Here is a 13,189-nt window from a genome sequence, read left to right as displayed (position 1 = left end):
CTTTTCGCGTTCGGCGGCGCGCAGCAGTAGCCGGACTCTGCGGCGCTCAGGCGCGCGGTGCCGTTGCCCGGATACCGGCGAGCACCACGGCGACGATGCGCTCCGCATCCGCGCGAGTGAACCGGCGCATACCGCGGTCGACGATGAGGTGCACCGGGCCGGAGATCATCTCGCCCAGGAAGGAACTGTCCACCGGCGGGAGTTCGCCGCGGTCGACGGCGGTGTCGATACGTCGCCGCAATGCGGCCACCCGCTGATCGAGGACTTTGGTGAGTGCTTCGACCGTCGAGTTCTGGCGGGCGGGCTGGACAGCCTGTGCGAGGGTTCGGCCGAACGGCGTCTCGAGGCCGCCGGCGAGTGCCAACGCGAAATCCGCCAGATCGCGATCGATATCGCCGGTGTCGGCGACCGAGGCGAGATTTTCGGCGTAGCGCAGCAGGGCTTCGACGACCAGTTCCTCGCGGTCGGGCCAGTTGCGGTAGACGCTGGTCTTGTTCACACCGGCGAGCTCGGCGACCGCCTCGTACCGGAAGCCGGCGATACCGTCGCGTGCGACGAGCTCGGCGGTCGCGGCGAGGATCTGTGCGCGTACCCGGGCGTTGCGGCCGCCGGGGCGCCGCGCGGTCGGCCGGTCGGCGGTCGGTTCGGCCATCGCTCACCTCATGTTCTCTGCTCGGGTGCCGATTGTCGCCAGGTGTGGCATTGCGGTGCAAGCCGATCGTAGCTACTCTAAAAGCAACAGATTGTTTCTTTTAGTGGTGGCCCTGCGAGAGCGGCCCGCCGAACTGCCCAGCGGACTCGGCCAGCGACCTGCGGTCGATTCGCTACCCACCTCAGCAAACCTGGAGTGCACCCGTGAAGATCCTTGTCTCCGGAGCCGGTGTCGCCGGACTCGCCTGCGCACTCGAACTCGGCCGTCGCGGCCACGACATCACCGTCGTCGAGTACGCCCGCGACCTCCGGCGCACCGGCACGCCCATCGATATCCGCGGCGATGCGATCGAGGTCGCGGACACGATGGGTCTCCTCGCGCAGATCCGCGAGCGGCGGGTCCGGATGTCCGAGTTCACCCAGTTCGTCGACAGCCGGGGCGAGCCGATCGCGCGGATCCCGCTGGCGGAGATCAACGACTCCGACGACGATATCGAGCTGCTCCGCGCCGACCTCGTCCGAATCCTCGCCGATGCGCTGCCGGATACCGCGACGATCCGGTTCGGCGAATCGATCGAAACGCTCACCGCCGCGGGTGACGGCGTCGCGGTGGGTTTCGCATCGGGCCGCACCGGACTGTACGACCTGGTGATCGGCGCCGACGGCCAGCATTCCGCGGTACGCGGTCTGGTATTCGGGCCCGAGGACAACTATCTCCGTCACCTCGGCGTCTACTTCGCCCTCGCCGATCTCCCCGGCGAGGCGCACAGCGACAACACCAACTCGATCTACAACGTCCCCGGCCGGATGGCGGGAGTGTTCCGGTATCAGGGCAAGGCCGTGGCGAACTTCCAATTCCGCTCGGGACCGATCGATTATGACCACCACGACCCGGACGCTCAGAAGAAGATCCTGCTCGACGCGTTCGCGGGCCACCGGTCGTGGCGGATCCCGGAACTGCTCGACGCGGCCTGCGCCGACCCCGCTTTCTACTTCACCGCGGCGAGCCAGATCCACCTGCCGTCCTGGTACCGCGGCCGCGTCGTCCTCGTCGGTGATGCGGGTTACAGCCCGGCCTACCTGTCCGGCCGGGGTACCTCACTCGCGCTCACCGGCGCCTGCTTCCTTGCCGAAGAACTCGAACGGTGCGGCGATCACACCACCGCGTTCATGCGGTACGAAGCCCGGCAGCGTCCCTATGTCACTTTCGCACAGGGCCGTGTCGGGAGTGGTCGCGATCGCCTGGTGCCACCCACCTGGGCGGCCATCGCCGCCCGGAACAAGGCGCTGCACACGCACGGTATCGGCTCCACTGAATCCCGGCCGTCCGAGCCCTAGGAGATCGAACCGGCCCACGCCCCCGCGCCGCTGCTCGCCGGGACCTCACCCCAACGCGCTGAGAGATGCACAGTGACAAACACCTTGGAAAGCGCCGTCGGCGGCGGGCGAGAGCACCGCTGGAGTAAGCGGCTCGTCCTCTGGGCGGCCGTGCTCACCCTCGCCAATGTCCTGGCCGATGTGGCCGTCGGCTCGCCGATGATGGTCCTGCCCCAATTGCTCGAGCATTTCGACACCGGTCAGGCCGCGTGGCTGAATGCGAGCGCGATGCTCGCCGGCGCGATCTGGTCACCGCTGCTCGCGAAGAGTTCCGATATCTTCGGTAAACGCCGGGTACTCATCGGCACGCTGCTCCTCGCCTGCGCGGGGGCGCTGATCTGCCTTGCCGCTCCGAATATCTGGATATTCCTCGCGGGGCGCTTCCTGCAGGGCGCTGCCTTCGCCGCGGTTTTCCTGACGGTGGCACTGACCCGCGAGATCTGCACCCCGCGGGTGGCGATGGCCGTGGTCGGGCTCGTGACCTCCGGTTCGTCGGTCGTCGGGATCCTCGAGCCGTTCCTGATGCAGCCCGTTATCGATGCGTTCGGTTTCCGGAGCGTATTCGTCACGGCGGCGCTGCTCGCCGCGGTCGCGGCGCTCAGCGTGCGCACCTTCATCCCGGAATCGCCGATCCGCGGCACCGGCCGGATCGACCTGGTCGGTGCGCTCCTGCTCGGTGGCGGCCTCGGTGCGGTGCTCGCCTACATCAGCCTCGGTCGCGACCTCGGCTGGCTGTCCGTAGGCATGATCGCGCTGGTGGCCGCCGGCGCCGCCGCGTTGGCGGGGTGGGCGCACCTCGCGCTGCGGGCAGACGATCCGCTCATCGACCTCCGGGCGCTGAGCCGCCCGATCCTGTTGACATTGCTGGCCGTGGTGCTAGCGGCGGGCTCCTTCCGGAGCATGCTGCAACTGACCAGCCTTATCGCCCAGGTACCGCCCGGTCTGGGGCTCGGTTACGGGCTCGGTGACGGCGAGACGGTCGCAGTGCTGCTCGCCACCCCCAATCTCGGCATCGTGATCGGCGGTATCGGCGCCGGATGGCTGGCGGGGCGGTTCGGTCCCGCGCTGCCCCTGGTCGGCGGTATCGCTGCCGGGGCACTGGCGACCTTCACGATGCTGGCGGGCGTATCGGTGCTTCCGCTGGCAATCGCCTGCGGAGCCGTGGTCGGCATCGCCGCCGGCGCGATCGGCGCCTCCGGATACAACCTGGCGACCGGTATCGCCGCGCCCGAGCGGCACGGCACGTTCGCCGGACTCGTATCGGTGATGATGGCGCTGGGCTCGGTCGTCTTCAGCTTCGCCGGGAACGCGGTGCTCGAGGCGACCCGAGTTCCCGGGGTCACTGCCGACGGCGCCCCGGTGAGCACGGCAACCGGGGTCCACCTCTACGTCGCGATGGCGGGCGTGCTCTTCGTCCTGGCCGCGGTACCCGCAACCCTGCTGATACGCAGCCGGACTGCCGCGCCGGTAACGGAAACCCCCACACAGAGCAGTCCCCGGTAGTCTCCATCGGATTCCCGAACCTCAGTCGTCGCTGACTGTTCCGGATTCCGATTGGCTTGCCGGGGGCCTGGCCGGACCTTCGAGGGATGTCACCGCGATTCTCCGAACGTCTTCGTCGAACCCGTCACATTCTTCGTTGTTCCGGTGTATCTCCAGTCTCCTCCGTATCGGCCGCTAGTCAAGACCTGCACCGCAGGTAGTGGCGATGTTCTGTCTCGGCCGCGAGGAGGGTGTGCGATATGTCAGCGCAGTGCCGCGGTGGCTGCGCTGTACATGGTGGTCTTGATGGCGGCCAGCGTTGCGGGGTTCTTGCCGAGCAGGGGAGTGAGCCGGTCCACGGCGCTGGTGAGAACCTCGGCTTCGGCGGCGGTGGCGTCGACGAGTCCGGCGGCCAGGGCCTCCGGGCCGCCGAACCGGCGGCCGGTGGTCATGGCGGTCACCGCGGTCTGGGGGCTGAGTTTGGCCTGGATGAGCGCGGCCATACCGGGGGTGAAGGGGATATTGATATCGACCTCGGGGAAACAGTAGTAGCCGCGGTCGTCGCGCATGACGCGGTAATCGTGGGCGATGGCCAGCATGGCGCCGGCGCCGAACGCGTGGCCGTTGACGGCGGCGACAGTGGGTAGCGGGAAGGTGAGGATCCGGGCGAACAGTTCCTGCACGCGGGCGACGTACCATTCGGTGCGGTCGCCGTTGGCCATCAGCCAGTCCAGGTCCAAGCCGTTGGAGTAGAACTTCCCGCTGCCGGTGGTGATCAGGCCCTGGGCATCACGTTCGGCGGTGTCGAGGTGGGTGTTGACGGTATCGAGCCAGTCCGGTGCGAACCGGTTCTCGTCGTCGCCGAGGGTCAGTACGGCGATCTTGTCCTGGTAGTGCAGGTTGGGGGCCATGGAGTTGCCTATCACTTCGCTGTTGTCGGGTTGGTGTCGCGGCGGGGTGGCAGGGGTTCCGCAAGAATCGCGCGGACGGCGGCTGCGAGGCGTCGACGCACTGCGGGATCGGGCTCTCGCCGACCGCGCAGCAATAGTGCGGTGGGAATTTCCACCACGCAGTCGCGGATAACTGTGACGGCCTCGCGGTCGGCCCGGTCGAACACGCCGCGCGCCAAGGCGGTGAACAGTTCGACCAGGGATAGATCGAGCCGGCGCATCTCCCCGGCGATATCTTCGGGGATCTCACCGGAACCGAGCAATTCGTGCCGGGGCACGTTCAGCAGGAAACGACCCGAAACCGGTTGCCGCAGCAGGAATTCGGCGGGTGCATCAGCGGCCGCGACGACCGCCTCGACCGCATGCTCGGCCGGCACCGCCGCGGTCGGTGCGTGGTCGACTGCCGCTCGCTGCAAGTCGAGGAACCGCTGCGCGGCGCGCAGCCACACCCGGCCCATCAGTCCGGGGCGCGAGCCGAACGCGTGATAGATCGCCCCATTGGATACCGAGGTGGCCTCGGACAGCGCCCGGACGGTGACCGCGGCCGGACCGGAATCCACGGCCATCCGCTCGGCGGTGTCCAGTAGCTGCTCTAGGTCGTGTGTTCGGGGGCGGGGCACGATCGCATCATAACAGAGCGTCTGCTCTGTAACCGGATCGAAGGCTGACCATTGAGGCATTCCTGCATGGTCCGCGCGCTCATGGCTGCGCTTGCGCCTGGAGGTCGGCACATGCCTCGCGTACACTCCGGGCAACGCCTGCGCGCCATGCCGGGCCGGTGGAGTCCCGGCCCTCCGCGGCGCACAGATCTTGCGTATCGAGACCGGCAACCTCGCATTCGGCGAGTGACAAGCCCGGGGGGCGGCAGACCCGCCGAACTCACTTCCGTGCACAAGTGGTCGCCTGTCCCTCCCCGGCTCGGGAACCCCTCGCCCACGACCGCCGCCTGCCGCCGCCCCCGATCCCATGCCGCACAGCGCGCACTGGTCATCGACTGTGCGTCGAGTACGACACGAAGTCCCACCAAGAGAATCGAGAAGACAATGACATGGTCGATACCCCAGATCACCACCGGCGCCGAACGCTACATGCTCGAGCACGTGCTCGACCGTAACCGGTCCGAGTTGATCAATGCGGTGCGCGGACTTTCCGAAGAAGAGGCCCGCCGCCGACTGGTCGCGTCGCTGACCACGCCGATCGCATTGGTGAAACACGCCGCGGCCGCCGAGCGGATCTGGTTCCAGCGTGTGCTGGCAGGCGTACCCGAAAACGAATGCGGGGGCGGAACAACGGGTGGCGACCCCAGCTTCGTGGTCGGCGACGAGGAAACCCTGGCCGATGTGATCGCCGAATTCGAATGCGCCAGTGCACGTTCCCGTGCGATGGCGGCCCGCTACGATCTCGACGACATCACAACACACCCTCACCTCGGTGATGTCAGCCTGCGGTTCATCTATCTGCTGCTGAGCGAGGATTTCGCACGTCACTCCGGCCACGCCGATATCCTCCGCGAGCAGATCGTGCAGTCCAGGGCGAACGATCGCACCGGACGATCGCGCTGATCAACTTCCGCGCGCCCGTCCGGTTGCCACCTTTCCTGCCTGCGCTCGACGGCCGGAAGCCGTTGTCTATTCCGGGATCAGGTCCGTGCGCGGGTCGACTCCGAAATGCTCGGCCAGCGCAGTGATCGAGGCGTGTGCGCCCTGGATACTCACCGAGAGAACGAACGGCTCGTCGTCGACATGGAGGACATCGCCCGCCAGGCGCTGCCACAGCGGGTTGGCTTCATAGCGGGCCTGCTGATCGCGGCTGGAATCACCTTCGTCGCCCGGCGGGGTGTAAGCGGAGACCATGACGATGCCGGCGTCTGCTTTCAGGATCTGCTCTGTCGACAGCGGCGTGAAAATGCTGTCCGTGCTATCGGGTGCGCCGGCCGGGCGCGGGATGCCCATATCGGTCATGATCTCGCCGATGAACGAGTTGCTCGAATACAGCCGGGCGGTGTCCTCGCCGGCGAAGCGGACCAGCGAATACGTGATATCGGGCTTCTGGGCCCGGATCTGGTCGCCGACCGCGGCTGCGCGTTCCTGGTAGGAGGTGATCAGCTCCTCGGCCCGGTCTTTGCGGCCCAGCGCCTCGCCGAGCAGGACGATGTTCTGTTTCCAGGTCGGGCCGGTGGACTCGGAGAACACGGTGGGCGCAATTTTGGTCAGCTGATCGTAGAGCGATTCGTGCCGCACCTTCGCAGAAATGATGAGGTCGGGTTCGAGCTCCAGGATCTGTTCCAGGTTCGGCTCGGCCGTCGTACCGACGTTGACGGAATCGGCGACCTTGTCGTCGATATCGCCCAGGTACTCCGGGAACGGATTGCCCGGGTCCGCGCGGTACTGGACGTAGCCGACGAGGGGAACGCCGAGCAGCAACGCCGCATCGGCATAGCTGGGGTCCAACGCGACCACCCTTTCCGGCGGGCTGTCGATGTTCGTGACGCCCATAGCGTGTTCGACCGAAATCGCGGCGTCGCTACCGGCCGCGCCCGGGTCCGTTTCGCCGGAACCGCTACAGCCGCCCGCGAACACCAGGCCGCATGCCATGAGAGAGATCAGTGATCGCCGCGCGATCGATCGAGTGGACGTTCCTCTCATGAGGTGACCTTTCATCCGGGCCGGGCTGTAGGAAGTAGCCGAATAAGGATAGGCTGCCCAACGTAGGGCTGACCTTAGCAAGGAGTACCGAGATGCCGACACCGCATTCGCGAGCGCACCGGTGCTGAAGGACACCACCCCGGATCCGCCCGACTCCCCGAGCACCGCCGCACTCACGCCGGGAAACAGACTCCGCTCCACACGTTCACCGCTGGTCATGATTGCCGTACCGGTCGCCGCCGTGCTGGCGGCCATCCTGCTGAGCGTATGCGTCGGCAGCAGTCCCTCGAATCTGGCCGAGGCATGGCATGCGATCTTCACCCCCACCGGAACCGATATGGACGTGACGATCCGCGAACTCCGCTGGCCCCGCACCCTCATCGGTATCGCCGCCGGAGCTTGCCTGGGTGTCGCCGGAATCCTGACCCAGGGGCATACGCGCAACGCTGTCGCCGAACCCGGTCTGCTCGGTATCAACCAGGGGGCGGCACTCGCGATCGTCGCCGCGACCTTCCTGCTCGGCGGCCTCCCCGTCCACGCCGAAGCCGGCCTGGCCTTCGCCGGCGCCCTGGCGGCGAGCGTGGTGGTATTCGCGGTCGGCACCGCCGCCCGGCACGGGGCGACACCGGTCACCCTGGTGCTGGCCGGGGCGGCCGTCGCCGCGCTCTGCGGTGGCCTGGTCACCGGACTGGCGCTGCTGGACAGCGCATCCCTGGACACTCTGCGTTTCTGGCAGGTCGGGTCGCTGGCGGCGCGCCCGCACACGATCGAAGCGATGTGGCCGTTCGTCGCCGCCGGATTGCTGCTCGCCGTGCTGAACATCGGCGCGCTCAATACGCTGGCGCTGGGCGAGGATACGGCTCGGTCGCTGGGCACCTCCATCCCGATCGCCCGGTGTGCCGGTATCGCCGCGATCACCCTGCTCGCCGGATCCGCCGTCACCATGGCCGGGCCGATCGCCTTCGCCGGACTGCTGGTTCCGCATATCGCCAGAGCCCTCGTCGGCGCCGACTATCGTCGATCGGTACCCGCGGCGGCCGCGTTCGGGATCGTGCTGGTCCTGCTGGCCGATACCGCGGGCCGGGTCATCGCCCGGCCGGGCGAGCTGTCGGTCGGGGTGGTGCTCGCCGTGATCGGAGCGCCGTTCTTCGTACTCCTCGCCCGCCGTCGCCGGCTGGTGACCGTATGAGCGGCGCGACCCCGAACCTCCTCGCCCCCACCCGTGTTGCCCGATGGGGGCCGGTCTCCGTGCGTATCGCACCGCGTGCGCTGACGGTGGGGGTCTCGCTGTTCCTGCTCGTCCTGGCCGCCGCCGCGATCCATGTGGCCAACGGTGGTTCCGCGCTACCGCTCGACGAGGTCGTCCGGGCGCTGCTGGGCGACGATTCGAATACCCGGGTTCATCTCGCGGTGACGGAGTTCCGGGCACCGCGCACCGTCGGGGCGATCATCGCGGGCGCCTGCCTGGCCATGGCGGGAGCGATCACCCAGACCGTCGCCCGCAACCCCCTCGCCAGCCCCGATATCCTCGGCGTCACCGCCGGTGCGTCGCTCGGTGCCGTCTCCGTGCTGGTGCTGGCCGGTGGCGGGGCGGCGGGTTTGAGTGGTATCGCCGCGGAGGTCGGATTACCGGTTGCCGCCTTCACCGGCGGCGTGCTGGCCGGGGTAGTGGTGTACTTGCTCTCCTGGTCCGGGACTCTCGACAGTTACCGCCTGGTGCTCGTCGGCCTCGGCATCAACGGGCTGGCCGTGAGCCTGACGACCTGGCTGCTGACACTCGGCGATGTCACCAACGCGGCCCAGGCACTGACCTGGATGTCCGGTTCGCTCAACGGCACAGACTGGCTGCTGGTGCGGCCGATGGGCCTACTGGCACTCGCCCTGCTGGCCGGTGCGCTGCTGCTGGCGCCGCGGCTGGTACTGCTCACCATGGACGACGATGTGGCGATCGGCCTCGGCGTACGGATCGGCGGCCTCCGGCTGTCCGCCCTGATGCTGGCGACCCTCCTGGCCTCCGCCGGTGTCGTCATCGCCGGGCCGCTCGTATTCGTCGCCCTGGCGAGCCCGCAGATCGCGCGCCTGCTCACCGGTGCGGCCGTCCCGCCGCTGTTCCTGTCCGGCCTGGTGGGCATGGTGTTCGTTCTGATCGCCGATACCGTTGCCGCGAACGCGCTGTCGGTATCACTGCCGGTGGGTGTGGCCACCGCGGTACTGGGCGGGCCGTACCTCATCTATCTCGTCCTGCGGAACCAGAGGAGGCTTACGTGACCCAGTCCGTACTGCGCACGGAGAACCTCACCCTCGGCTACGGCGGCGCCGACGTCGTCACCGATATGACCTTCGACGTCCCGACCGGGTCGGTGACCTCGATCATCGGCCCCAACGGCTGCGGCAAATCGACCCTGCTGCGCGGTCTCGGCCGGCTCATCGCACCCCGCTCCGGCCGCGTCCTGCTCGACGGTATGCCCATCGGCAGTCAACCCACCCGGCAGGTCGCCCGCCGCATCAGCATCCTGCCCCAATCACCTGCCGCCCCACCCGGTCTCACCGTCGCCGACCTCGTCTCCCGCGGCCGCCACCCTCGGCAACGGTGGTACGAACAGTTCTCCGTCCTCGACGAGAAAACACTCCGGCACGCCCTGACCAGCACCGGCATCCTCGATCTGGCCGGTACCCGACTCGAAGAACTCTCCGGCGGACAACGCCAGCGCGCCTGGATATCCATGACCCTCGCCCAGGAAACCGGCATCATGCTGCTGGACGAGCCGACGACCTACCTGGACCTGGCGCATCAGGTGGAACTGCTGGAACTGATCGTGCGGATGAACCGCGAACACGACCGCACCGTCGTCATGGTGCTCCACGACATCTCCCTCGCCGCCCGCTACAGCGACCACCTCGTCGCAATGAAATCCGGCGCCATCGTGACCCAGGGTCCACCCGCAGAAGTCGTGCGCCCGGAGACCCTGCACGCCGTATTCGGGCTCACCGCCCAAGTGATCACCGAACCCACCCACGGCCGCCCCCACGTCATCCCACTCGGGTCGGTGCCGACCGGAACGTGAGCCGTGGCCGACTATCCGGCACCCCGTGCGAAGGGCTCGCCGGTGCAAGGGCACAAGGGAATTCACTGGCCCGTTTGCGATCGGCCGCCGGAATCGGCAAGGTGGCCCATCGTGCGGCGTCGGCCTTCTCATGGCCGGGCGAGCACGGTCAAGCGGAGGGTGTTGTAGTGCTGACGGCGGAATTACCCGGTGCGGTCGAGATCTCGGAGGAAGCGCCGCAGCGCCGTGGCCGGTCGTGGCCGGCTCCGCTGGCGGCCGTGCTGGGCGGTGCTGTGCTGGTGGGGTGGCGTGCGGCCGAGTACGGCAGCTGGATCGTCGACGATGCGGGCATCACTTTCGCGTATGCGCGCAGTGTGGCCGAGGGGTTCGGGCCGGTGTTGCAGCCCGGCGCCGCGCCGGTGGAAGGGTTCTCCAACCCGACCTGGCTTTTCGTGCTGACGGTGGGCAAATGGTGTGGCCTCTTCGATCGCGGTGCCATTTTCGGTATCCCCGATTACGCCCTCTATCCGAAGGCTGTCGCGCTCATCTGCTGTATGGGGATCCTCGCCGCGTGCTATGCCGCCGCCCGCCGGGTATCACGGTGGCCCGCACTGACAACCTTTGCGGCAGGCGCGGTCCTGGCCGCGATCCCCTCCTTCGTGATCTGGTGCTTTTCCGGCCTGGAGAACGCGTTGTTCGCGCTGACGGTATGTGTCCTGGCTGTCCACCTGTTTCTGGCCGTACTCGACGATCGATTGTGGACACCCGCGGTGGCGGTGGCGGCCGGTGCGCTGGCCGCGTTCGCCGCGTTGACCCGCCCCGACGGGCTGATCTACCTGGCCGCATATCCGCTGATTTCGGTGATCCTGGTGCGGCGCGCTACCTGGCCCGCCGCGCTCCGGTGCGGACTGTATTCCGGGCTCGCGTTCGCGATCCCCTTCGGAGGCTATCTGCTGTGGCGGATCGTCGAGTTCGGCAGGCTGGTTCCGAATACCGCTGTCGCCAAACACCAATCGCTGCCCTCCGTGTACGACCTGGCCAGAGTGGGGGAGCTGGTGCAGTACGTGGGTGTTCCCGCGGTCCTGGCGGCCATTGTGGTGGGCGGGCTCGCGCTGTGGCCGCCGGGCAGGTGGCGTGACGGCGCGGTCGCGCTGCTGGTGCCGCTGGTTCTGGCAGTGACCGCCTACTGTGTGCTGGAGCCGGACTGGATGGCGCAATTCCGGTTCGCCACCCCGGCATGGACCCTCGGCGCGGTCGTTCTCGTGCTTTCCGTAGGTCAGTTGGCAGCGCAACTGCGTAAACACGGGCGCGCTCTGGTCGCGCTGGGACTGATCGCTGCCGCGATCCCGTCCGGCTGTGCGTTCGCCGAACAATCCGCGGCTTACAGTGCCGACGAGGATGTGCCCGTGTGCTGGATCGCCCTCCGGTTCGGCCGCCTGTTCAACGGCTACGCGGATATCCTCCGGATCCAGCACGGCACCCTGCTCACCCCCGATATGGGCGGAAGTGCGCTGACCTCGCGATTGCAGCTGATCGATATGGCAGGGCTCACCCACACCCGGATGGCCGATATCATCGCCGGCAACGACCGCACCACCTTCGGCGACTATGTATTCGAGGAGCTGCGGCCCACTTTCATCCATACGCACGGGCCGTGGCTGGAGAACAACATCACCAGCGACGCCCGCGTCAACCGCGACTACTACATAGTGCAACGCTCCCAGGACCCCACCGTGCCGGATGAGGACTGGGTTCGCAAAGACGTCGTGCACGATCAGCACCAACTCGGGCAACTTCGCGACTACGCGGCTACGGCTATCCCACCACTTGTAGAGAAACAGCAGACGGAGGGCTGCGGACCGACGCTGCAGCCGGGCCAGACCCTCGCCGGCTGATCTGCGCTACGGATGCGGGCCGGGCCGGTGCCGGCGGGCTGCTGCCACGTCGGAACCAGGCCCGGAATGCCTACCCCGGAGCGGGTGTTGTGCCAGGAACGTATCCGGTGACGAAGGAGAGCCAGGTGAAGATCCGCTTCGGTGTCGGGACCGGCTCCGATACCGGCCCCGAGGAACTACCGGCCCTGGTGGATCGGCTGGAAGCCGCGGGTGTCGATTCGCTGTGGTTCTCCGAACTCGTCCATTCCCCGGCCGTCGACCCTTTCGTGGGTATGGCGGTCGCGCTCGCACGAACCCAACGTCTGAAGGTCGGCACGTCGGTGGCGATTCTGCCCGGCCGCCATCCGGTGCTCGTCGCCAAGCAGCTGGCATCGCTGGCGTTGCTCGCCCCGAAGCGGGTATTGCCGGTGTTCGGGTTGAAACCGGCGCAGCCCAACGAGCTCGATCTGTTCCCGGTCACGGGCCGGCGCGGCAGCGTTTTCGACGAATCGCTGGAGTTGCTGCGGGCGGTGTTGCGTGCCGACGAAGTGGATTTCGACGGTGAACACTTCTCGGTGCGCGGCGCCGGGATCGGAAAACGACCCGCCCGCCCACCCGATATCTGGCTCGGTGGACGCGCACCGGCGGCGTTCCGTCGTATCGGCCGCTACGGCGACGGCTGGCTGGGCAGCTTCCTGGCCCCGGCAGAAGCCGCTGCCGGAGTAGCCGCGATCAATACGGCGGCGGCCGCGGCAGGCCGGGAGATCGAGGCAGATCATTTCGGCATCACCCTGCTGATCGCGGAAGACGGCATCCCTGACCGGTTGGCGGCGCAGCTCCGGCAGCAGCGGCCGGAGACCGATCCGGCGGATCTGGTGGCGGGCAGCTGGCCGGATCTGCACCGGTTGATCGACGGCTACCTCGCGGCCGGGCTCAGCAAGTTTGTCGTGGTACCCGCGGGTGGTGCCGCGTCGAACGGTTTCCTGGACCGTTTCGCTACCGAGCTGCTGCCGCGCGAAAACTGATTCGCACCTGTATCCGCGATTGCTGATCACGGCGCAGTGTGGAAAACCGATCGCTGAACGAGGTCGCGACCAGGATGCCGCTGTTGTCTTGGTAGATAACCGGTAGCCCCGGGTAGGACTGCGGTATCGCATTGCGGCGCC

At 67.7% G+C, this 13,189-nt stretch carries 12 protein-coding genes; 8 read left to right on the top strand and 4 right to left on the bottom strand.

Annotation, left to right across the window (positions count from 1 at the left end; all coding sequences use genetic code 11):
- Positions 1 to 46: 46 nt before the first annotated feature.
- Complete coding sequence (locus tag ACFWPH_RS29980; protein ID WP_378755557.1) at positions 47 to 652, bottom strand: TetR/AcrR family transcriptional regulator; 606 nt, start codon at positions 650 to 652, stop codon at positions 47 to 49.
- Positions 653 to 855: 203 nt separating this feature from the next.
- Here ACFWPH_RS29980 and ACFWPH_RS29975 point away from each other — a divergent pair, with 203 nt between their 5' ends.
- Positions 856 to 1,989: an FAD-dependent monooxygenase gene (locus ACFWPH_RS29975; protein ID WP_378755556.1), complete on the top strand. Its 1,134-nt coding sequence runs from the start codon at positions 856 to 858 to the stop codon at positions 1,987 to 1,989.
- Between the two features lie 72 nt (positions 1,990 to 2,061).
- Positions 2,062 to 3,531 (top strand): MFS transporter, encoded by a 1,470-nt coding sequence (locus ACFWPH_RS29970; protein ID WP_378755555.1) that lies wholly within the window; start codon positions 2,062 to 2,064, stop codon positions 3,529 to 3,531.
- A 242-nt stretch (positions 3,532 to 3,773) separates the two neighbouring features.
- Here the strand turns inward: ACFWPH_RS29970 and ACFWPH_RS29965 are convergent, their stop codons facing one another.
- Together ACFWPH_RS29965 and ACFWPH_RS29960 are read right to left on the bottom strand one after the other, a co-directional pair.
- Positions 3,774 to 4,421: an enoyl-CoA hydratase-related protein gene (locus tag ACFWPH_RS29965; protein WP_378755554.1), complete on the bottom strand. Its 648-nt coding sequence runs from the start codon at positions 4,419 to 4,421 to the stop codon at positions 3,774 to 3,776.
- Positions 4,422 to 4,432: 11 nt separating this feature from the next.
- On the bottom strand, positions 4,433 to 5,080 hold the full coding sequence (locus ACFWPH_RS29960; RefSeq protein WP_378755553.1) for a TetR/AcrR family transcriptional regulator: 648 nt from the start codon (positions 5,078 to 5,080) through the stop codon (positions 4,433 to 4,435).
- 423 nt (positions 5,081 to 5,503) lie between these two features.
- Between ACFWPH_RS29960 and ACFWPH_RS29955 the strand changes: the two genes are divergently transcribed.
- Complete coding sequence (locus tag ACFWPH_RS29955) at positions 5,504 to 6,022, top strand: DinB family protein (protein WP_378755552.1); 519 nt, start codon at positions 5,504 to 5,506, stop codon at positions 6,020 to 6,022.
- Between the two features lie 66 nt (positions 6,023 to 6,088).
- Here the strand turns inward: ACFWPH_RS29955 and ACFWPH_RS29950 are convergent, their stop codons facing one another.
- Positions 6,089 to 7,105, bottom strand: a complete 1,017-nt coding sequence (locus ACFWPH_RS29950) for an ABC transporter substrate-binding protein (protein WP_378755551.1) — start codon at positions 7,103 to 7,105, stop codon at positions 6,089 to 6,091.
- Between the two features lie 121 nt (positions 7,106 to 7,226).
- On the opposite strand from ACFWPH_RS29950, the gene ACFWPH_RS29945 reads away from it, so the two are divergent.
- From ACFWPH_RS29945 to ACFWPH_RS29925, 5 genes are all read left to right on the top strand, one after another.
- A complete protein-coding gene (locus ACFWPH_RS29945) occupies positions 7,227 to 8,294 on the top strand; it encodes a FecCD family ABC transporter permease (RefSeq protein ID WP_378755550.1) in 1,068 nt (355 codons plus the stop codon).
- Complete coding sequence (locus ACFWPH_RS29940) at positions 8,291 to 9,373, top strand: FecCD family ABC transporter permease (protein ID WP_378755549.1); 1,083 nt, start codon at positions 8,291 to 8,293, stop codon at positions 9,371 to 9,373. The genes ACFWPH_RS29945 and ACFWPH_RS29940 overlap by 4 nt, the downstream gene beginning before the upstream one ends.
- Positions 9,370 to 10,170, top strand: coding sequence for an ABC transporter ATP-binding protein (locus ACFWPH_RS29935; RefSeq protein ID WP_378755548.1), 801 nt, complete (start codon positions 9,370 to 9,372; stop codon positions 10,168 to 10,170). Before ACFWPH_RS29940 ends, ACFWPH_RS29935 begins: the two co-directional genes overlap by 4 nt.
- A 167-nt stretch (positions 10,171 to 10,337) precedes the next feature.
- Positions 10,338 to 12,044, top strand: a complete 1,707-nt coding sequence (locus ACFWPH_RS29930) for a hypothetical protein (RefSeq protein ID WP_378755547.1) — start codon at positions 10,338 to 10,340, stop codon at positions 12,042 to 12,044.
- A 125-nt stretch (positions 12,045 to 12,169) separates the two neighbouring features.
- The gene (locus ACFWPH_RS29925; protein ID WP_378755600.1) at positions 12,170 to 13,048 is read left to right on the top strand and encodes a TIGR03854 family LLM class F420-dependent oxidoreductase; all 879 of its coding nucleotides are present in this window, start codon (positions 12,170 to 12,172) and stop codon (positions 13,046 to 13,048) included.
- The last annotated feature ends 141 nt before the right edge of the window (positions 13,049 to 13,189 follow it).

The organism is Nocardia sp. NPDC058499 (assembly GCF_042719915.1).
Classification (GTDB): domain Bacteria; phylum Actinomycetota; class Actinomycetes; order Mycobacteriales; family Mycobacteriaceae; genus Nocardia.
This window is presented reverse-complemented; position numbering and strand designations above follow the sequence as displayed.

Coding starts and splice junctions, on each gene's coding strand:
- ACFWPH_RS29950 (WP_378755551.1), bottom strand. CDS start 7,105: ATGAGAGGAACGTCCACTCGATCGATCGCGCGGCGATCACTGATCTCT.
- ACFWPH_RS29965 (WP_378755554.1), bottom strand. CDS start 4,421: ATGGCCCCCAACCTGCACTACCAGGACAAGATCGCCGTACTGACCCTC.
- ACFWPH_RS29980 (WP_378755557.1), bottom strand. CDS start 652: ATGGCCGAACCGACCGCCGACCGGCCGACCGCGCGGCGCCCCGGCGGC.
- ACFWPH_RS29955 (WP_378755552.1), top strand. CDS start 5,504: ATGACATGGTCGATACCCCAGATCACCACCGGCGCCGAACGCTACATG.
- ACFWPH_RS29940 (WP_378755549.1), top strand. CDS start 8,291: ATGAGCGGCGCGACCCCGAACCTCCTCGCCCCCACCCGTGTTGCCCGA.